General features: G+C 64.2%; 16 protein-coding genes. 14 read left to right on the top strand and 2 right to left on the bottom strand.

Translation table 11 applies throughout. The annotated features are described in order from the left end of the window. Positions 1 to 6: 6 nt before the first annotated feature. The 5 genes from BIO17B3_RS02860 to BIO17B3_RS02840 all read left to right on the top strand — a co-directional run bounded on the left by BIO17B3_RS02860 (position 7) and on the right by BIO17B3_RS02840 (position 5,843). Positions 7 to 1,533: an MFS transporter gene (locus BIO17B3_RS02860; RefSeq protein WP_156052946.1), complete on the top strand. Its 1,527-nt coding sequence runs from the start codon at positions 7 to 9 to the stop codon at positions 1,531 to 1,533. Continuing rightward, positions 1,530 to 4,034 (top strand): plasma-membrane proton-efflux P-type ATPase, encoded by a 2,505-nt coding sequence (locus tag BIO17B3_RS02855; protein WP_156052945.1) that lies wholly within the window; start codon positions 1,530 to 1,532, stop codon positions 4,032 to 4,034. The genes BIO17B3_RS02860 and BIO17B3_RS02855 overlap by 4 nt, the downstream gene beginning before the upstream one ends. Before the next feature lie 61 nt (positions 4,035 to 4,095). Next, positions 4,096 to 4,482 (top strand): hypothetical protein, encoded by a 387-nt coding sequence (locus BIO17B3_RS02850; protein WP_013123420.1) that lies wholly within the window; start codon positions 4,096 to 4,098, stop codon positions 4,480 to 4,482. A 51-nt stretch (positions 4,483 to 4,533) separates the two neighbouring features. Then, complete coding sequence (locus BIO17B3_RS02845) at positions 4,534 to 4,983, top strand: universal stress protein (protein ID WP_156052944.1); 450 nt, start codon at positions 4,534 to 4,536, stop codon at positions 4,981 to 4,983. Between the two features lie 80 nt (positions 4,984 to 5,063). Further along, entirely contained in the window at positions 5,064 to 5,843 is a 780-nt protein-coding gene (locus tag BIO17B3_RS02840) for a Crp/Fnr family transcriptional regulator (protein WP_156052943.1), read from the top strand. 18 nt (positions 5,844 to 5,861) lie between these two features. Here the strand turns inward: BIO17B3_RS02840 and BIO17B3_RS02835 are convergent, their stop codons facing one another. Next, positions 5,862 to 7,274, bottom strand: a complete 1,413-nt coding sequence (locus BIO17B3_RS02835) for a TolC family outer membrane protein (RefSeq protein ID WP_156052942.1) — start codon at positions 7,272 to 7,274, stop codon at positions 5,862 to 5,864. Between the two features lie 150 nt (positions 7,275 to 7,424). Between BIO17B3_RS02835 and BIO17B3_RS02830 the strand changes: the two genes are divergently transcribed. From BIO17B3_RS02830 to BIO17B3_RS02795, 8 genes are all read left to right on the top strand, one after another. Next, complete coding sequence (locus BIO17B3_RS02830) at positions 7,425 to 8,462, top strand: efflux RND transporter periplasmic adaptor subunit (RefSeq protein ID WP_013123416.1); 1,038 nt, start codon at positions 7,425 to 7,427, stop codon at positions 8,460 to 8,462. Then, positions 8,446 to 10,248 (top strand): ATP-binding cassette domain-containing protein, encoded by a 1,803-nt coding sequence (locus tag BIO17B3_RS02825; RefSeq protein ID WP_197737897.1) that lies wholly within the window; start codon positions 8,446 to 8,448, stop codon positions 10,246 to 10,248. Before BIO17B3_RS02830 ends, BIO17B3_RS02825 begins: the two co-directional genes overlap by 17 nt. Positions 10,249 to 10,261: 13 nt before the next feature. Continuing rightward, entirely contained in the window at positions 10,262 to 11,377 is a 1,116-nt protein-coding gene (locus tag BIO17B3_RS02820) for an ABC transporter permease (protein WP_156052941.1), read from the top strand. A gap of 3 nt (positions 11,378 to 11,380) precedes the next feature. Continuing rightward, positions 11,381 to 12,490, top strand: a complete 1,110-nt coding sequence (locus tag BIO17B3_RS02815) for an ABC transporter permease (protein ID WP_156052940.1) — start codon at positions 11,381 to 11,383, stop codon at positions 12,488 to 12,490. Between the two features lie 27 nt (positions 12,491 to 12,517). Next, positions 12,518 to 12,853, top strand: coding sequence for a hypothetical protein (locus BIO17B3_RS02810; RefSeq protein ID WP_013123412.1), 336 nt, complete (start codon positions 12,518 to 12,520; stop codon positions 12,851 to 12,853). Positions 12,854 to 12,997: 144 nt separating this feature from the next. Beyond that, positions 12,998 to 14,425, top strand: a complete 1,428-nt coding sequence (locus BIO17B3_RS02805; protein ID WP_156052939.1) for a dihydrolipoyl dehydrogenase — start codon at positions 12,998 to 13,000, stop codon at positions 14,423 to 14,425. Positions 14,426 to 14,434: 9 nt separating this feature from the next. Next, complete coding sequence (locus tag BIO17B3_RS02800; RefSeq protein WP_156052938.1) at positions 14,435 to 16,822, top strand: plasma-membrane proton-efflux P-type ATPase; 2,388 nt, start codon at positions 14,435 to 14,437, stop codon at positions 16,820 to 16,822. Positions 16,823 to 16,834: 12 nt separating this feature from the next. Next, a complete protein-coding gene (locus BIO17B3_RS02795; protein ID WP_156052937.1) occupies positions 16,835 to 17,965 on the top strand; it encodes an alpha/beta fold hydrolase in 1,131 nt (376 codons plus the stop codon). Positions 17,966 to 17,978: 13 nt separating this feature from the next. On the opposite strand, the gene mbfA is transcribed toward BIO17B3_RS02795, so the two are convergent. Further along, a complete protein-coding gene (gene mbfA, locus BIO17B3_RS02790; RefSeq protein WP_156052936.1) occupies positions 17,979 to 18,977 on the bottom strand; it encodes an iron exporter MbfA in 999 nt (332 codons plus the stop codon). Between the two features lie 107 nt (positions 18,978 to 19,084). Here mbfA and BIO17B3_RS02785 point away from each other — a divergent pair, with 107 nt between their 5' ends. Beyond that, a complete protein-coding gene (locus BIO17B3_RS02785; RefSeq protein WP_232054165.1) occupies positions 19,085 to 19,321 on the top strand; it encodes a sulfurtransferase TusA family protein in 237 nt (78 codons plus the stop codon). The last annotated feature ends 92 nt before the right edge of the window (positions 19,322 to 19,413 follow it).

The following is a 19,413-nucleotide window of genomic DNA, read 5'->3' as shown; positions in this document are numbered from 1 at the left end:
GGGCGCATGGCAACCGCCGTCCAGGCCGCGTCGCAGGGCGCTGCCGTTCACCCCGATCATGCGCAGATCATCGCCTTGCTCGATGCGGCGCCCATGCGCTTGCCGCACTATCTGGCCTGGGCGCTGGCCAGCGGGGGCACGCTGATCGACGGTCTCTCGGTGTTCATGCTGGGCATGGCCATTCCGCTGCTGGCGGTGGGCTTGGGTCTTTCGGCGCTGCAAACCGGGCTGCTTGGCGCAGCGCTGGTGGCCGGGGCCATCGGCGGTGCGGCGTGGGGCGGGCGGCTAGCCGACCGCTATGGCCGCAAATCGGTGTTTCTGATCGACATGGTCATTCTGGCCGTCGCTGCGGGCTTTAGCGCGCTGACCTGGAATGCCTGGGGGCTGATTACCGCGCAATTCGTGGTGGGGGTGGGCATCGGCATGGATTTTCCGGTGAGCGGCAGCTATGTCGCTGAATGCATGCCGCACGAGAAGCGCAGCCGCATGATGGTGGCCACCATCGCCTGCCAGTCCGTCGGGCTCATTGTGGCGGCGCTGCTGTCCCTGGCGCTGTTGCATCTTGTGCCCGAGCCCAGCGTGTGGCGCTGGTTCTTTGCCACGGAAATGCTGTTTGCGCTGCTGTTTTTGCTGGGGCGGTTGAATCTGCCGGAAAGCCCGCGCTGGCTGATCGGGCAGGGCCGCAACCGGGAAGCGGTGCACATGCTCGAACGCTTCGTGCCCTCGGACCGTCGCCAGCTCGAACGCATGGCCTCGCGCCTGGGCGATACGGTGCACTTCGTTGCCCGTGTGCCGCAGTCGGCCAAGCCGCAGGGCTACAGCCTGCTGTTTCACCCGGCTTATCTGCGCAGCACGCTGCTGAGCACCGTGCCGTGGTTTTTGATGGATATTGCGACTTACGGCGTGGGGCTGTTCACCGCTGTGCTGCTGGCGCAGATGCATGTGGCGGGCGAGGGGCTTTCTCTGGTGCCGCATGTGGCGGCGTTGGCGCGCGGTACGGGGCTGATCGATGTGTTCTTGCTGCTCGGCTTTGTCATCGGCCTGTGGGCGGTGGCGAAGTTCGGGCGCATTCGCATGCAGCTCATCGGCTTTGGCGGCATGGTGTTCGGCATGGCGGCGTTGTGGTTGAGCACGGTGCTCGCGGGCGGCGATGCGGCGCATGCGGGGCTGGTGTTCTTCGGCTTCGTGGTGTTCAACCTGTTCATGAATATGGGGCCGAACAGCACCACCTACATCCTGCCCACCGAGCTGTACCCCACACAGTTGCGTGCCACGGGCGCGGGCTTTGCTGCTTCGGTCGCCAAGGTGGGCGCCACGCTCGGGGTGTTTGCCTTGCCGCTGATCAAGTCTTCTCTGGGCGTGCCGACGGTGCTGGCGATGATGGCGGGAGTGAGCCTGCTCGGGCTGCTCAGCACCTGGGCGTTCAGCATGTACGGCCACGGCCTCACGCTCGAACAACATCAAACGCAAACCCTGCCGAGGCGCCGCCCCAAGGCTGCACTGCTCGCATCCCCAACGGGGGGGAGAACATGAATCCGGCCAACCCAACGCTCGATGCCAAGGCCGTTGCCGCGACGCCTGCCGATGCGCTGCTGCAATCTCTGCACAGCACGGCGGACGGCCTCACCCAGGCCGAAGCTGCGCAGCGTCTGGCGCAGGGCGGCCCCAACAGCCTGCCGGAGCAGCATGTCAGCCTGCTCATGCGTCTGCTGCGCTATTTCTGGGGGCCGATTCCGTGGATGATCGAGGTCGCCGCGCTGCTCTCGGCGCTGGTGCGGCACTGGCCGGATTTCATCATCATCGTGCTGTTGCTGCTGTTCAACGCGGGCATCGGTTTCTGGCAGGAGTTCAAGGCCAGCAGCGCGCTCGATGCGCTGAAAAAGCAGCTCGCGCTCAAGTGCCGCGTCAAGCGCGACGGCCAGTGGACGCAGATCGACACCGCGCAGCTCGTGCCCGGCGATGTGGTGCGCGTGCGTCTGGGCGACATTCTTCCGGCCGACCTCAAGCTGATCGAGGGCGATTACCTCAGCGTCGATCAGTCGGCACTCACCGGCGAGTCGTTGCCGGTCAGCCGCAAGCTGGGCGAGGTGGTGTATTCCGGCTCCATTGCCAAGCAGGGCGAGATGGTCGGCGTGGTCTATGCCGCCGGGGTCAATACCTATCTGGGCAAGACCGCGCAACTGGTGCAGAAGGCCGGAGCGGTGTCGCACTTCCAGAAGGCCGTGCTCAATATCGGCGACTACCTCATCTACGTCAGCCTTGGGCTGGTGGCGATTCTGGTGCTGGTCGAGCTGCAGCGCGGTTTGCCTTGGATCGATCTGCTGCAATTCGCCCTCATCCTCACCGTGGCCTCGATTCCGGTGGCCATGCCTGCGGTGCTGTCGGTGACCATGGCGCTGGGCGCGCTGGCGCTGTCGAAAGAAAAGGCCATCGTCTCGCGGCTGGAATCCATCGAGGAACTGGCCGCTGTGGATGTGCTGTGCTCCGACAAAACCGGCACCCTGACGCAGAACAAGCTCACCCTGGGCGAGCCGCTGCTGCTGGCCGCACCCGATGCCGCCACGCTGAACCTGCACGCGGCGCTCGCCAGCCAGCCTGACAACGGCGACGCCATCGATCAGGCGGTGTACGCCGCGCAGCCCGTGCAAACCGCCACGCCCGCCGGTTTCACCGCCGCGGGTTTCACCCCCTTCGATCCGGTGGGTAAGCGCAGCGAAGGCCGCTGGACCGACGCGCAGGGCGCGCCGCTGGCCGCTACCAAGGGCGCGCCGCAGGTCATTCTCGATCTGTGCAAGTTGGATGACGCCACCCGCAGCAAGGCCGACGCCTGGATCGACGCGCAGGCCGCCAAAGGGCTGCGCACCCTCGGCGTGGCGAGCAAGACTGGTGACGGCGCGTGGCAACTCGATGGCCTGCTCTCGCTGTTCGACCCGCCGCGCAGCGACTCCAGACAAACCATCGCCGACGCCCGCAGCCACGGTCTGGCGGTGAAGATGGTCACCGGCGACAACGTGGCGATTGCCCGCGAAATCGGCGGGCAGCTCGGTATCGGCACGCACATCGTGGCCGCGGGCGATGTGTTCGATGCCGACAAGCAGCAGCCGGGCGTGAGCCTGGCCGACCAGATCGATGCCGCCGACGGCTTCGCCCAGGTCTTCCCCGAACACAAATACGGCATCGTCAAGGCGCTGCAGGACGCGGGGCACCGCGTGGCCATGACCGGCGACGGCGTCAACGATGCCCCCGCGCTGAAACAGGCCGATGTGGGCATCGCCGTATCCGGCGCCACCGACGCGGCGCGCGCGGCCGCCGCGCTCATCCTCACCGCGCCGGGGCTGTCCACCATCGTCAAGGCGGTGGAAGAGGCGCGGCGCATTTTCGAGCGCATGAACAGCTACGCCATCTACCGCATCACCGAAACCATTCGCATCATGGTGTTCGTGGTGGCGGCCATGCTGGCCTACAACTTCTACCCTATCACCGCGGTGATGATCATTTTGTTGGCCTTCTTCAACGATGTGCCCATCATGACCATCGCCTACGACCGCACTGCGGTCGATCCGCAACCGGTGCGCTGGGACATGCGGCGCGTCATCACCGTGTCCACGGTGCTGGGGCTGATCGGCGTGGGCGAAACCCTGCTGCTGCTGTGGTTCGCGCATGATGTGATGAAGCTCGACATGGGCAGCATTCAGACCTTCATCTTCCTCAAACTGGCGGTCTCCGGGCACCTCACCCTGTTTGTCGCGCGCAGCAGAAAAGCTTTCTGGAAAAAGCCCTGGCCGTCACCCGCTTTGCTGTGGTCGGCCATTCTCACCAAGGCGCTGGCGACGCTGTTCGTGGTGTTTCCCCTGGGGCTGATTGCGCCCATCAGCTGGTCGGCGGTCGGGTTGATCTGGGTCTATTGCGTGTTCTGGGCTTTCGTCGAAGATCAGGCCAAGCTGGCGGTCTATCGCCACTTCGATCGCAACACGCCGCGGCACCTTAGTTTTTTGCATCTGCTCAAACAGCGCACATTCAAGCCAGGTCAATGAAATGGCGGGTGAGCGCTGCTAATGTTGTTCTTGTGTATTCACTTTCAAAGGGAGTTTCATCATGGCACATCGTCATGCAGTTGTTTGGGTCGATCATGCTCAGGCCCGCGTGCTGTTCATCGACCCGGCGGATATCGAAAAATCCATCATCATGCCCAAGGAGCATCCGCATCTGCACGTCATGAGCGGCACGATCGGCAGCGGCAAGGCGCCGGAAGACCAGCACTTCTATCACAAGGTGGCGCAAGCCCTGGTCGGCGTTCCCGAGGTGCTCATCACCGGCCCTGGGCAGGCCAAGCTGGCTTTGTTCAAGCATCTGCAGCACCATGACCCCGCTGTGGCCGAGCATGTGCTGGGTCTGGAGTCGGCCGATCATCCCACCGACGCTCAGCTCGTCGCTCACGCCCGGCATTACTTCAAAGCCAAAGACCAGATGCTCGGCATTTGATGGGGTTTCCCCTCTTTTTGTGTTCCTGTTCTATTCACCCGACGAGGCATTATGTCCACCTACAAAAAAATCCTGGTTCCCATAGACGCCAGCCAGACCGCGCAATCGGCCGCCGCCCAGGCCTCTGCGCTGGCGCGCGACCAGCAGGCCGCCATTCGCTTCGTGGTGGTGGTGGAGGCGAACGGACTGCTGAGTTCCTCCCCGGAATTTCTCAATGTGCTGGGCAACGATGCCCGGCTATTGCTCGACCGCTGGGTGAATGAAGCCCGCGCTCCGGGTATGGACGTTAGCTCCGCCGTGGTGGAAACCACGCAGGCCTTGCCGCGCGTGGCCGACGCCATCCTGGCGGAAGGGCATCGTTGGGGCGCCGATCTGATCGTCATCGGCAGCCATGGTCGCAGCGGCGTGCGCCGCATGATTCTGGGCAGCGTGGCCGAGGGCGTGTCGCAGCGCAGCACGGTTCCGGTATTGATCGTGCATGCGGGCGAACCCAAGGTTTGATTTGCCAGCGCGCGGCGCACCTTTGGTCACATTGTTCTGGAAAGGGCTTGTTAGGATGCGCGAATTCTCTGGATTCGCACATGAAACGGCATCCCATTCCCGCTCAGTTCCGCTCGCATCATCCGCATCCCTGTGACGGCAATCTGCCTGCAGACCTGAATGCGGTCTTGCGGCAGCGCGTGACCGAAGCCGCCGAGGCGACGCTGGAATTGAGCAGGGGTGAAACCCTGGTGCACAGCGGCATGCCCTTCAAACATCTCTACCTGGTGGTGAGCGGGGGTTTCAAGGCGGTAGAGATTGGCGAAAACGGCCAGTCGCAGATCGTCAGCTTTCACTACGCACGCGAACTGATGGGTTTGAGCGGGTTTGCACAGCAACGCTACACGACCGACCTGATCGCGCTGGCGCCCTCGTTGATCTGTGAGTTTTCGATGGCTGCGGTGGAGTCCATCGTTGGCGCTGACCGCAGCTTGCTCAATCATCTGCTGGCCTATGCGTCCGAGAGCCTCGCGCGGGCCGAGCATGACCAGTTCAGGCTCGGCAGCATGAGTGCCACGCAAAAAATCGCCAGCTTTCTGCTGCACAGGCAGGAGCAATTGCGTCAAGCCGGAGAAAAGTGCGATCAGTTCGAGTTGCTGATGACCCGAGAAGAACTCGGCAGCTACCTTGGCCTGAGCATGGAAACCATCAGCCGCCTTCTTTCGCACTTGCAAGAGCTGGGTGTGGTGCGGGTGGACAAGCGATTGATCGAGATTCTGAGTGAAGACCCATTGCGCGCCTGGCTCGACGGGGCAGTGACTCTGCCCGCATCGTCTTGCCACAAGCCCGCAGCCAAACGTGCTGCGCTCAAGTTGGCTTGATTTCGATCAACCCCTGTTTTATTCGCTCGCTGGTTCGAGCAGGGCGCTCAGGGTGTCGATGTCCCGGCGGTCGAGCTCACCTGCCGCGTTTTTCAGGCGCAGGGTGTTGACCAGTACGTCATAACGTGCCTTGTCGGCCTGACGCTGGGTTTCGTAGAGCTGAGACAGCGCGTTGAGCACGTCGATGTTGACCCGCATCCCCACTTTGAACCCGGTTTCATTCGCCTGCAGCGAACTGCGGCTGGAGGCAATGGCCGCGTCGAGCGCCTTCACCTGCGCCAGCCCGGATTGCACGCTGAGGTAAGCAGCGCGCGCTTGCTGCGCGGCAGCGAGGCGGGCCGAATCCAGATCGGATTGCGATTTTTCGAGCAGATGCGCGGTCTGTTCGACATCGCTTTGCACCGCATAGCCGGTGAACAACGGCCAGCGCATCTGCACGCCCACGCTGGCGACATTGGCGCGGTTGCTGAAGGGAAACAGCGGGCTGCCGCCCGTCGTCGCGTTGTGGTCGAGGCGGGCATAGGCGGAGACGGTGGGCCGATAACCCGTGTCGGCCTTTTTCGCGCTGAGTTGCGCCAGTTTCACGCCCAATAGCGCCTCATCGACGCCGAGGTTGTGCTCTTCGGCCTTGCGGCTCCACGCGTGCATGTCGCCGAGCGGCGCCTGCAGTGCCGTGCTGCTGGGCAGCGGCGCCAGCGTTTGCGTGGTGGTGCCCACTAACTGTTGCAGGCTGTTGCGCGTGAGTTCAAGCTGATTCTCAGCCGCCAGCACTTGTGCGGCGGTGAGATCGACGCGCGCCTGAGCATCGCGCACATCGACAATGGTGCCGTTGCCCGCGTCGAAATTGGCCTGTGCCGATTTGACCTGTTGCGTCACCGCTTTTTGCTGTTCTTCGAGCGAATGCAGGCTGTCTTGCGCGGCCAGTACGTCGAAGTAGCGCGCAGCGACTTGCAGCATCAGATCCTGGTCTTGCTGCACGAATTTCAGGTAGGCGATGCGTGCGGCGACATCCGCCTGTTCGACGCCGAGATGATCGGCGGGTTGATAGAGCGCCTGCGTGGCCACCAGATTGACATCGCGGGAGGTGTAGTTCCACTGAGTGGGCATGCCGAATTTCTGCAGCAGCGGGTTGTCGCTGTTGTCCTGCGCATTGGCGCTCAAATTGGCGCCCGCCACCAGTTGCGGCAGCAGCTTCGACCGCGCCAGCGGCACGCCGGACAAGGCGGCCTGATAGTTCGCCTGCGCGCTGCGCAGCGCCGGGTTGTGCTGTTGCGCCAGCGTGAAGACCTGCGCCAGAGTTTCTGCGCTGGACGTTCCCGCAAAGGCCAAGCCGCCGCCGACCACGCCGCCGATAAAACAGACGGCGCGCAGGAGCCAAACGTGACGCAGGCCACGCGCGCAGCGGCGGGCAGAGGAAACTGACGTTGCCATCGGGAATATTGAGGTGTGGAGTGTTGCGGTTGATGCTACGCCCCACAGCACAGGCATGATTGATGTAAGTCATGCCCGGGCGGCAAGCTGGCGCGACAATGAAACATCTGACCGCTCGCTCGTCGTCTCTACCCAGTCATTCGCACTCCCATGAAAAACAAAAAGCGGCCCTTGATCATTGTGGTATTGCTCCTCGTCGTGCTCGTCGCCGGTGGCGCTTACTGGTGGACCCAGCGGGCGAAACCGGTCTCGAACACGCTCACCCTCTACGGCAACATCGACATTCGGCAGGTGCAGCTCGCGTTCAACGATGCCGGGCGGGTGTCTGAACTTCTGGTGCAGGAAGGTGATGCCGTGCGCAAGGGGCAAGTGGTGGCCCGCATCGACGCGGTGCGCTACCAAGACGCGGTCAACCGGGCGCAGGCGGCATTGCTCGCGCAGCAGAATGTGCTGGCCAAGCTCAAGGCGGGCAGCCGTCCGCAGGAAATTGCCGAGGCGCGAGCCGGGGTGGACGCGGCGCTGGCGGCGCAGGCCAACGCCAAGGCTACTTATGCTCGGCAAAAGACGCTGGTGGAATCGGGCTTCCTGCCCCGGCAAAGTCTGGACAACGTCACCCAGCAGCTCGATACGGCAGCCGCCGGTGTGCAGCGCGCGCGCCAGGCGCTGAGCCTGGCGGTGCAAGGCCCGCGCAAGGAAGACATCGCTGCGGCTGAGGCGATGGTCAAGGCCGATGAATCTGCGCTCGCACTGGCCCAGCGCCAACTGACCGATGCGGTGTTGTATTCGCCCGAGAATGGCGTGGTGGAAAACCGCATTCTGGAGGTGGGCGACATGGCCGCACCGCAAACCCCGGTGATGACCATCGCGGTGAACAACCCGGTCTGGGTGCGCGCCTATGTGCCGGAAACCGAGCTGGGCAAAATCGCTCCGGGCATGCGCGCCGACATTCTGACCGACAGCTTTCCTGGCCAGCCGTTTAAGGGCTGGGTCGGCAATATCTCCCCCACGGCGGAGTTCACGCCCAAGTCGGTGCAGACCACCGAGTTGCGTGCGCAACTGGTGTATCGGGTGCGGGTGTATGCCTGCAATCCCGATCAGAAACTGCGCCTGGGCATGCCGGTTACCGTGCAGGTGCCTTTGTTGAACAACGCGCCGCAATCGGTACCCGAGCATGTCTGCCAACACTGAGACTTCGGCCCGGTCTGAGCAGGTCGCAGTGCCGTCCGACGCGGCGCTTGAATTCGCGGCGGTGCACAAGCAGTTCAGGCAGGGCAACAGTGTGATTGATGCGCTCAAGGGCGTCGATGTGCGCATTCAGCAGGGCCGCATCACCGGCTTGCTCGGGCCGGACGGCGCGGGCAAGACCACGCTGATCCGCCTTGCCGCCGCCTTGCTCCTGCCCAGTTCTGGAGAGGTTCGGGTGCTGGGCTTGGACGTGCGGCAATCGGCCTCGGCCATTCAACAGATGATCGGCTATATGCCGCAGCGCTTCGGTCTTTATGAAGATCTCACCGTTCAGGAAAACCTCGACCTCTATGCCGATCTGCAGGGCTTGAAAGCCACCGAGCGGCAATCGCGCTTCGACGATTTGCTCAAGCTCACCGCGCTCGGCCCGTTTTCGCATCGACGGGCGGGGGCGCTTTCCGGCGGCATGAAGCAAAAGCTGGGGCTGGCCTGCACCCTGCTGCGCGCGCCGCGGCTGCTGCTGCTCGATGAGCCGACTGTCGGGGTCGATCCCATTTCACGGCGTGAGCTCTGGAGCATCATCAAACTCTTGCGCAGCCAGAATGTCGCCGTGCTGGTGAGCACCGCCTATCTCGACGAGGCCGAGCAGTGCGACGACATCGTGCTGCTGCATGAGGGCAATGTGCTGGCGCATCAGCCGCCCCTGGCTTTTCGGGCACCACTGAAAGGTCATGTGTTTCTGGTGTGGCATGCGCAATGGCATCGCCGCACGTTGCAGGAATCGCTGCATGCGCGCGCCGGAGTGGTCGATGCGCTGGTGCAGGCCGAAGGGGTGCGGGTGGTGTTGCAGGACACCCAGCCCCTGCAGCAAGCCGGAGAAGACTGGCAGGCCGTCGAGCCGCGTTTCGAGGATGCCTTTGTCAGTTTGTTGCACACGGGTCTGCCTGCCCCGCAGACGCAGGCTGCGCCCAAGGTTGAGGCGGCCGTTGCTACTGTCGCCATCGCGGCCAAGCCCGATGATGCGGCGTCCACCGTGATCGAAGTGAAAGAGTTGCGCCGCTTTTTCGGGGCGTTCCAGGCGGTCAAGGGCATCAGCTTCAACGTGGGGAAGGGCGAGATCTTCGGTTTGCTCGGTGCCAATGGCGCGGGCAAGAGCACGACTTTTCGCATGCTCTGCGGCCTGCTGCCAGCGTCTTCCGGCACGCTGCGCGTTGCGGGCGCCGATCTGCGCACGGCCAGCGCAGACGCGCGCGAGCGCATCGGCTATGTGTCGCAGAAATTTGCGCTCTACGGCAATCTCACTGCACGGCAGAACCTGAATTTTTTCGCCTCGGCCTATGGCCTGCGCGGCGCACGGCGCAAACAGCGGCTGGCCTGGGCCTTTGATGAGTTCGACCTGAGCGAGTATGCCGATGCCGAGGCCATGGAACTGCCGCTGGGCTACAAGCAGCGGCTCGCGCTGGCTTGTGCGTTGATGCATGAGCCGTCCATTCTGTTTCTCGATGAGCCGACCTCCGGCGTCGATCCGCTGGCGCGGCGCGAGTTCTGGCAACGCATCAACCATCTGGCCGAATCGGGGGTGACCGTCATGATCACCACCCATTTCATGGACGAGGCCGAGTATTGCGATCATCTGGTGCTGATGTCGCTGGGCGAGATTCTGGCCTTTGGCACGCCCCGTGAGATTCGCGGGCGCATTCGCACCGACGCGCTGCCCGATCCGACGATGGAAGACGCCTTCATCGCCCTGATTCAGTCGCACGAGGCGCAGATTCGCCGCGCGGCATGAGGAGACAGGCCCGATGAACCGGCAACGTCTGCGCGGACTGGTGCGCAAGGAGTTTTTGCAGATCATCCGCGACCCCTCCGCCATCGCCATCGCTTTTGTCTTGCCGGTGCTGCTGCTGCTGCTGTTCGGCTACGGCGTGTCGCTCAACGCCCGTGGCGTTCCGTTGGCGGTGGTGGTCGATCAGCCCAGTGCGCAGACCAGCAGTTTTGTCGGCGGGCTAGAGCAATCGGCGTACTTCGCACCGACGACCTACCCCGACATCGCCGCTGCTCGTCATGCGCTGATGTCCCGCCAGGTGGACGGCATCGTCTGGCTGCGGGGCGACTTCACCCGGCTGGCGCTCACCGGCCGCTCGGCTCCCGTGGCAGTGTGGATGAACGGCGTGGACGCCAACAACGCCCGCATCATGGAGGGCTATCTGCAAGGCGTCTGGCAAAACTGGCTGCAGCTCGAAGCCGAGCGGCAGGGCAAGCCCTTGCTCCTGCCCGTCAGCGTGCAGGCGCGCATCTGGTTCAACCCGGCGGTGCGCAGCCGCGACTTTCTGGTGCCGGGGCTGATTGCGGTCATCATGACCTTGATCGGCGCCTTGCTCACTGCGCTGGTCATCGCGCGAGAACGCGAGCGCGGCACCATGGAAGCGCTCATGGCCAGCCCGGTGACCATGGCGGAAATTCTGCTGGGCAAACTGATTCCTTATTTCGTGCTCGGCATGGGGGGCATGGCGCTGTCGGTGGCCATGGCGGTGTGGCTGTTCGCCGTGCCGCTGGTCGGCAGTCTGTGGCTGCTGGTGCTGTGCTCGGCGCTGTTCCTGCTGGTGGCGCTGGCGATGGGGCTGCTGATTTCCACCCTGGCCAACAGCCAGTTCGTCGCCGCGCTGGTGGCGGTCATCGTCACCTTCCTGCCGGCCTTCATTCTGTCGGGGTTCATTTTCGACATCGACTCCATGCCGACGGTGGTGCAGTTTCTCACGCATCTGGTCGCCGCGCGCTATTACGTCGCCATTTTGCAGACCGTGTTTTTGGCGGGTAATGTCTGGCCGGTGATTCTGGGCAACAGCGCCGCGCTCATGGTGATGTGGGCGATATTCATGGGCATTGCCTGGCGCAAATCGCACAAGAGACTGGACTGAACCATGTGGGGCCGCGTCGTTGCACTCGTCATCAAGGAACTGCTCATGCTGCTGCGCGACACGGCCAGCCGCACGGTGCTGATCGGCCCGCCGCTCATTCAGCTGCTGGTGTTCGGCTATGCCGCCAGCTTCGACCTCAACCACATTCCTTATGCGGTTTACAACGAAGACCCGGGCTACGCCTCGCGCGAACTGATCGCGCGCTTTTCCGGCACGGACACCTTTCGCCAAGTGGCCAACATCACCCACGATGCGCAGATCGCCCCGCTGATCGACAACAAGGATGCGCTGCTGGTGCTGCACATCGGCCCGCACTTCACCCGCGATTTGCTGCGGCATCAACCGGCCACGGTGCAACTGCTGGTCGATGGCCGAGACTCCAACACCGCATCGCTGGCGCTGAACGATGCCAATAGTGTGCTGTTCGCTTTCAATGAGCAATGGGCTGCGCAACACGGCTGGCGCGGCCCGCCGGCGAGGCTGGAAATTCGCTCCTGGTTCAACCCCAATCTGCTGTCGCGCTGGTTCATTCTTCCGGGCATCGTGGCTCTGCTCACTCTCGTGGTCACCTTGCTGGTCACCGGGCTGTCGGTGGCGCGCGAACGCGAGATGGGCACCTTCGATCAGTTGTTGGTCACGCCCCTGCGTCCGGTGGAAATTCTGCTGGGCAAGGCGTTGCCAGGTTTCATCATCGGTGGGCTGGAGGCCGCTTTTATCGCCATCGTCACCATACTCTGGTTCGGCGTGCCGTTTGTGGGCAGCGTGCTGGCGCTGGGAGTCGGGCTGTTTTTTTTCCTGCTCGCCGCCACCGGCATCGGGCTGATGATCTCGTCCATCGCCGTGACCCAGCAGCAGGGTTTGCTGGGCGTGTTCATGTTCCTGGTGCCGTCCATCATTCTGTCCGGCTTTGCCACGCCCATTGCCAATATGCCCGAGGCGGTGCAGTTGCTCACCTACATCAACCCCATGCGGTATTTCCTCATCATCACCCGCGGGGTCTATCTCGAAGGCTATGGGGTGAGCGACCTGATGTCGCAATACTGGCCGCTGGCGCTGATCGGCGTCGTCAGCATGGCGTTTGCCGCCTGGCTGTTCCGTCACCGCATGGACTGATGGGGTGATTCCCAAGGAGACCTCATCATGTTGCGCGTGCTGATCATCGAGTGCCTGTTGTTTGCCCTATTGGGCGCGGTGGCGTTTCGCCTGCTGTATGCCTTTATCGCCCGAACCTGGGCCGTGTGGGGCATCAGCCTGCTGCTGATTGCACTGATCAGCGCGCTGACCTCGGGCGCGGTCGATCCACGCTGGGTTCAGGAATTCGGGGGCGACTCGCTGACCGGGTTTTCGCCGGGCATGCTGCTGGCCGCGCGCGCCGTGGCGTGGATCGTTGGCTGCGTGCTGGCTTGGCTGGCGTTGCGCCGACGCGCTGCATTGGGTTTGGAACAACCTGAAAACATGCCGCCGGGCAACGATTAGGGCCTGCTCACGCTATCGGTGCTCGCGTTGCATTTTGGAGCGTGTCTGACATTCGCAGGTCTGGCGAGCTTGATGCAAGTCAAACGCCATGTTGCGCCGCCGCAATCCAATGCTTTGCATTCTGCATAGAGTCTGGAGGATGGAATGGCACTCGAATTTTCAACCCCGCTGACCGCCCTGAGCGACGACGTGGATGTGCTCGTGCTCGGCGCCGGTGGCGCAGGGTATCCAGGGGCCTTTTTTCTCGCCCAGGCCGGGCGGTCGGTGCTGATGGTCGATCCGATCGGCAATCTCGGCGGCGACTGTCTGGCCGAAGGTTGCGTGCCTTCGAAGGCGGTGCGCGAGGCGGCGCTGGTGCGCAGTCTGGCAGACAAATTCGACGGCTTCGGTCTGCGCGGCGGCAAGCCCGCGGTGGACTGGGGCGCGGTGCTGGCGCACAAGGATCGCGTGCAGAACACCCGCTACGAGCAACATGCGCGCGAGATCGCCGCGGGCGGCGTCGCCTTCGTGCAGGGGCGCGGCGTGATCGTCGCGCCGGGTCGCGCGCGCATCGATGCTGGCGATGGCAGCGGTTCGCGCGAAGTCCGCTTTCGCCAATTGATCCTCGGCACCGGCTCGACGCCCGCGCGCCTGCCCATACTCGGGGCTGATCTGGCGCTGACTTCGCACGATCTGTTCCGCCTCGGCGCCGATCTGCCGCTGCCGCAACACCTCGTCATCATCGGCGGCGGCTACATCGGGGTGGAGACGGCGTCGATGCTGCAGGCCCTCGGCGCCCAGTGCAGCATTCTCGAATATGCGCCTCAGGTGCTGCCAGGGTTCGATGCCGAACTGGCGTCTTTTCTGCATGCCAGTCTGTCGCAGCGCGTGCGCATCGAATGCTCCGCGCAGGTGCTGAGCATCGCGCGCGATGGCGATGGCTATCACGTGCGCTACAAGCAGGGCGGCGGCGAGCGCAGCCTGCAGGGCGACGCCGTGCTCATGGCCACCGGCCGCGTGGCCGTGCTGCCTGAAGGTGTGGAGCACCTCGGTCTGGCGATGGAGCGCGGGCATGTCAAAGTGGACGACACCCTGCGCACGTCCAACCCGCAGGTATGGGCGCCGGGAGATATCAATGGACGCAGCATGTTGTTCCATTCCGCCGTGCGGCAAAGCCTAGTGGCCGCGCACTGCATCGCTGCGGGCGAGCAGGCGGTGGATCGCATGCCGTTCCACGCCGTGCCCATGACGGTGTTCACCGAGCCCGAACTGGCTCATGCAGGACAGACCGCAGCGCAGGCCGAAGCGGCGCTGGGCGCCGACGCCGTGGCCGTGATGCGCTACGACTATGCCGAAGATTCGCGGGCGCAGATCTATGCCGAAACGCAAGGGTTCATCAAACTGGTGTTCAATCGCCATGACGCCCGCTTGCTGGGGGCGCAGATCGCCGGCATGGACGCCGCGCAGCTGATCGCCCCGCTGGCGCTGGCACTCGAACAAGGGCTCGGCGCCAAGGCCCTGGCCGATACGGTGTTTCCGCATCCCATGCTCAGCGAAGGCATCAACAAGGCCGCACGCGCCTTCAAGTTATAGGAACCCACGATGGCCGCAAAGACCCCTGCCCAAGCTGAAGCCGAGCCCGTGCAGTCGGGCGACTGGCCAGAGACAGATCCAAGCAAGGGGCTGAGCGCGAGCGAGGCCGCCGCACGGCTGGCCCGTGTCGGGCCCAATGCCATTGCCGAACAGACCGTCCCGGCGTGGCGGCAACTGCTGGCGAAGTTCTGGGCGCCGGTGCCTTGGATGCTCGAAGCCGTCATCGTGCTGCAGGTGCTGCTCGGGCGCGGGCTGGAATCGCTGGTCATCGCCGTGCTGCTGGTGTTCAACGCGGTGGTGGCGTTCGTGCAGGAACAGCGCGCCAAGGATGCGCTGGCGCTGCTGCGCAAGCAGTTGCACGTCAACGCGCGCGTGCGGCGCGACGCGCAGTGGCAGCAGATTGCCGCCGAGCAGGTGGTGCCGGGCGATGTGGTGCACATCCGCGCTGGCGATATCGTGCCGGCCGATCTGCGGCTGCTCGATGGCGCCGTGTCGCTCGATGAGTCGGCGCTCACCGGCGAATCGCTGCCGGTGGACGCGGGTGCGGGCAAACCGGCCTACACCGGCGCCATCGTGCGACAGGGCGAGGCCACGGGCGTCGTCACCGCGACCGGCGCACGCACCTTCTTCGGCCACACCGCCGAACTGGTGCGTACCTCCAACGCGCCCAGCCACATGCAAAGCACCATCTTCGCCATCGTCAAACGGCTGGTGGTGTTCGACCTCGTGCTCGTGGCCATCGTCATCGGCTTCGCGCTGTGGCATCACCTGCCCTTGCTCGACACGGCAGTATTCGCGCTCATGCTGCTGGTGGCCTCGGTGCCGGTGGCGCTGCCTGCCACCTACACCCTGGCGACAGCCGTGAGCAGCCAGTTGCTGGCGCATCAGGGCGTGCTGGTCACGCGGCTGCCCGCAGTGGAGGAGGCTGCGGCGATGGACACGCTGGTGTCCGACAAGACCGGTACGCTCACGCAGAACAGCTTGCGCTATGCGGGCGCCACGGCGCTCGTGCAGGGTACGGATGAAGACGCCGTGCTGCGCGCCGCCGCGCTGGCCAGCGACGATGCCACGCAAGACCCGCTCGATCTGGCCCTCCTTGCCCCCGCGCGCGAACGCAGGCTGCTGGCCGATGCGCCTGTACGCAGTGCCTTTCACCCCTTCGATCCCGCGACGCGGCGCAGCGAAGGGCTCTACACCGTGGACGGTCAGCCCTGGCGCGCGATGAAGGGCGCCGCCACGGTCATTGGTCCGCTGTGTCATCTCGACGCCGCGCAGCAGGCTGCGCTGGACGCGGCGGAGAAACAGCTCGCCGCCAGCGGCGCGCGCGTGCTCGCGGTGGCGGCGGGCGCGAATGATGCGTTGCAGTTGCTGGGCGTGGTGGGCTTGTCCGATCCACCCCGGCCAGACGCCGCCAACCTCATCGCCCAGATCAAGCAGCTCGGCGTGCGCGTGTGCATGGCCACCGGAGATGCCGAAGAAACCGCGCGCGCCGTCGGCGGCGAGCTGGGCCTGGGTACGCGCGTGTGCCACATCCAGAAAGACGTGGCGCTCGACTCCTCGCAATGCGACCTCTACGCGCGCGTGCTGCCCGAGGACAAGCACCACATCGTCGCCGCGCTGCAAAAGGCCGGGCATGTCACCGGCATGACCGGCGATGGCGTCAACGACGCCCCCGCGCTGCGCCAGGCCGAGATGGGTATCGCCGTGGCCAGCGCCACCGATGTGGCCAAGGCGGCCGCCGGAGTGGTGCTCACCGACCCGGGGCTGGGCGGGGTGCTCACCGTGGTGCGCGCCGGGCGGCAGGTGCACCGGCGCATGCTCACCTACACCCTCAACAAGGTGCTGCGCACGCTGGAAATCGTGGTGTTCCTCACTTTCGGCCTGCTGCTGACCGGGCATTTCGTCATCTCGCCGCTGCTCATCGTGCTGATGCTGTTCGCCAACGATTTCGCCACCATGAGTATCGCCACCGACCGCGTCCACCCCTCGGCCCAGCCGCAGCACTGGCAGGTGCGCCGACTCATGGGCGCGTCTATCGTGCTCGCGGTCTTGAGCCTGCTGTTCGCCTGGGGCGTGTATGTCTGGGCGCAGGCGCAGGGGCTGAGCCTGGCGCAGTTGCAGACCGTGGTGTTCCTGATTCTGGTGTTCGGCAATCAGGCTGGCATCTATCTGCTGCGCAGCAACGGCCCGCTATGGTCGCTCGCTCCGTCGCGCTGGATGGCGGCGGCCAGTATCGGCGACGTGATCATCGTTTGTCTGCTGGCGGCTTTCGGCGTGTTGATGGCCGCTTTGCCCGGATTCGTCGTGGGCATGGTTTTACTGGCGACGGTCGTTTTCACCCTATTGCTGGATTTGTTGATCAAGCGAGCCCTGTTCCGCCGCTTTGCCATTGCCTGAAGGAGGTTTTCCATGTCTGACCCCAAGCCCAAGCCCGCCAAACCCAATCTCAACGTGCCTTTTTTCTGGCCGCTGCAACTCGCGACCGATATGGCCGAGCAGGGTATGGAGCTGGCGGCGCGTAATGTGAAGTTTCTCGACGAGGAGTTGCTTCTGCACGGGGGCATCAAACCCAAGCTCGCCACCGAGCACACGGTGCGGCTGAAGCTGCGCACCCTCGATCTGTGCGACTACTCCGCGCCCGGTGCCAAAGGCATTCCCACCCTGGTCAATGCGCCCTATGCCGGGCACACCTCGATGATCGCCGACTATCACGAGGGCCAGAGCCTGATGCAGACGTTGACAAACAGCGGAGTCGGCCCGCTATTCCTCACCGATTGGCACAGCGCCACGCCGGACATGAAAGACCTCGAAGTCGATCAATACCTCGGCGACTTTCTCGCCTGTATCGACGACCTTGGCGGCCGCGTCAACCTCGTCGGCTTGTGCCAGGGCGGCTGGATGGCGGCGATGCTGGCCGCGCGCTTTCCCGACAAGGTCGCCAGCCTGGTGCTGGCGGGCTCTCCCATCGACACCCACGCCGGTCACGGCCCCTTGCTGAAAATGGTCAAGCAAACGCCGATGAGCTTCTATGAAGAACTGGTGGAAAGCGGCGGCGGGCTGATGTTGGGCAAATACATGCTGGCCGGCTGGAAGAACATGCACCCCGAGCAGCACTATGTGCAGGAGCACATCGACCTGTACGAGCACATCGACGATCCGGTCTGGCTGAGCAAGACCGAAGCCTTCGAGCGCTGGTATGAAAACCCGCTGAACCTGCCCGGTCGCTGGTATCTACAAGTCATCGACCAGCTGTTCCGACGCAATCTGCTGGCCAAAGGCCAGTTCATCGGCCAGGGCCGTGCGCTGCACCTCAAAGACATCACCTGCCCGCTGTATCTGCTTGCGGGCGAGAGCGACGACATTACGCCGCACGAGCAGGTCTTCGCCGCTGAAAGCCTCTGCGGTACACCCGCCAGCCAGATCGAGAAGCGCATCGTGCCTGGCGGGCATGTAGGCCTGTTCATGGGCAAGCGCACGCTCGACGAGGCGTGGCCGCAAATCGGCGCGTGGATCAAGACCAATGGCGTTACCAGGTCCTAAACGCCGGCTGTGATTACGCGCTGCCGATCAGGATGCCCGTGGCAAAAACCAGCAAACCGCCGACAACCACCTGTAGCACCGCCAAGCCGAAGGGCGAATCCATATAGCGCTTGCGAATCCAGGCAATCACGATCAACTCCACGCCGACCACGAGGAAGGCCAGCGTGGTGGCGAGGTGGAAGTTCGGGATCAGGTAGGGCAGGGTGTGGCCCAGGCCGCCCAAAGCGGTCATCAGACCGGTGATGCCGCCGCGTAGCCAAGGGCTGCCACGCCCGGTGAGCGAACCATCGTCTGACATGGCTTCGGCGAACGCCATGCTGATGCCAGCGCCCAGCGCGGCTGCGAGGCCGACCAGAAAGGTGGCCCAGGTGTCATGCGTGGCGAAGGCTGCGGCGAACAGCGGCGCTAGGGTAGAGACGGAACCGTCCATCAACCCCGCCAGGCCAGGTTGAACGAAGCGCAGCACAAAGGCGCGGCGCTGGGTTTCGCGCTCGGAGCGTATGGCTTGCGGCGTGATGAACTGGTTGCCGAGCGCTTCGGCTTTCTGCTCGTGCGCAGCTTCAGCGGCGGCGAGATCGCCGAGCAACTGGCGAATGCCGGTATCGGTCGCGTGCCGCGCGGCCTTGGCGTAGAACATGCGCGACTCGGCTTCCATCAACTCGGCCTGGGCGCGAAACTTGTCCAGATCGATCGGCTGCACCAGCCACAGCGGCTTGCGCTCGATAAAGCCGCGCACGTCCTGGCGGCGAATGAGCGGAATGCGATCGCCAAACCGTTTGCGGTAGAGATCGAGCAGACGATGCCGGTGTGTGTTTTCTTCGGCCGCCATGCCGCGGAACAGCGCGGCCGTGTCGGGATAATCGGCGTTCAACGCCTGCGCGTATTGGCTGTAGATGCGCGCGTCGTCCTCTTCGAGCGAAATGGCCAGGGCGAGCAACTGCTGCTCGTTCAAGCTGGAGAAGTCCAGCGTGGCGGTGTTGCCGGGCATGGAGAACAGCGAGCTCAGGTTCATTTTTGGGGCATTAAAAACAGTGCGATTGCCCCCATTGTCGGCAGGCGCGTGCGGCCGTGCAATGCGCCCCTAAAATGCACTCATCGCGCCAAAACCTGGAGATTCGTGTGGAGCAACCTGTGATTGATGTCGACCTGGATACGCGCGGACTGAACTGCCCGCTGCCCATCCTCAAGGCCAAGAAAGCACTCGCCCAGATGCAAAGCGGCCAGGTGCTGCGCATCGTCTCCACCGACGTCGGTTCGGTGAAAGACTTTCAGGCCTTCGCTCGTCAGACCGGCAACGCCCTAGTCGATCAGAAGACCGAGGGCGGCGAATACCACCACCTGCTGCGGCGGCGCTGAAGGTGCCGCACACACCCACGAAGGGCGCTTCCCGTATTCGATAGGGCATCGAAGGGCCTTGGTCCGCCCACCGGCCAGGGTGCGGCAGCGCC

The sequence above is a fragment of the Thiomonas sp. OC7 genome (assembly GCF_900634595.1).
GTDB lineage: Bacteria > Pseudomonadota > Gammaproteobacteria > Burkholderiales > Burkholderiaceae_C > Thiomonas > Thiomonas arsenitoxydans.
Note: the sequence above shows the minus strand (reverse complement) of the source record. Positions and strands in the feature narration are given on the sequence as shown.

Bases quoted from the DNA above. Each gene is read 5' to 3' on its own strand.
- BIO17B3_RS02860 (WP_156052946.1), top strand. From the start codon at position 7: ATGGCAACCGCCGTCCAGGCCGCGTCGCAGGGCGCTGCCGTTCACCCC.
- BIO17B3_RS02855 (WP_156052945.1), top strand. From the start codon at position 1,530: ATGAATCCGGCCAACCCAACGCTCGATGCCAAGGCCGTTGCCGCGACG.
- BIO17B3_RS02850 (WP_013123420.1), top strand. From the start codon at position 4,096: ATGGCACATCGTCATGCAGTTGTTTGGGTCGATCATGCTCAGGCCCGC.
- BIO17B3_RS02845 (WP_156052944.1), top strand. From the start codon at position 4,534: ATGTCCACCTACAAAAAAATCCTGGTTCCCATAGACGCCAGCCAGACC.
- BIO17B3_RS02840 (WP_156052943.1), top strand. From the start codon at position 5,064: ATGAAACGGCATCCCATTCCCGCTCAGTTCCGCTCGCATCATCCGCAT.
- BIO17B3_RS02835 (WP_156052942.1), bottom strand. From the start codon at position 7,274: ATGGCAACGTCAGTTTCCTCTGCCCGCCGCTGCGCGCGTGGCCTGCGT.
- BIO17B3_RS02830 (WP_013123416.1), top strand. From the start codon at position 7,425: ATGAAAAACAAAAAGCGGCCCTTGATCATTGTGGTATTGCTCCTCGTC.
- BIO17B3_RS02825 (WP_197737897.1), top strand. From the start codon at position 8,446: ATGTCTGCCAACACTGAGACTTCGGCCCGGTCTGAGCAGGTCGCAGTG.
- BIO17B3_RS02820 (WP_156052941.1), top strand. From the start codon at position 10,262: ATGAACCGGCAACGTCTGCGCGGACTGGTGCGCAAGGAGTTTTTGCAG.
- BIO17B3_RS02815 (WP_156052940.1), top strand. From the start codon at position 11,381: ATGTGGGGCCGCGTCGTTGCACTCGTCATCAAGGAACTGCTCATGCTG.
- BIO17B3_RS02810 (WP_013123412.1), top strand. From the start codon at position 12,518: ATGTTGCGCGTGCTGATCATCGAGTGCCTGTTGTTTGCCCTATTGGGC.
- BIO17B3_RS02805 (WP_156052939.1), top strand. From the start codon at position 12,998: ATGGCACTCGAATTTTCAACCCCGCTGACCGCCCTGAGCGACGACGTG.
- BIO17B3_RS02800 (WP_156052938.1), top strand. From the start codon at position 14,435: ATGGCCGCAAAGACCCCTGCCCAAGCTGAAGCCGAGCCCGTGCAGTCG.
- BIO17B3_RS02795 (WP_156052937.1), top strand. From the start codon at position 16,835: ATGTCTGACCCCAAGCCCAAGCCCGCCAAACCCAATCTCAACGTGCCT.
- mbfA (WP_156052936.1), bottom strand. From the start codon at position 18,977: ATGAACCTGAGCTCGCTGTTCTCCATGCCCGGCAACACCGCCACGCTG.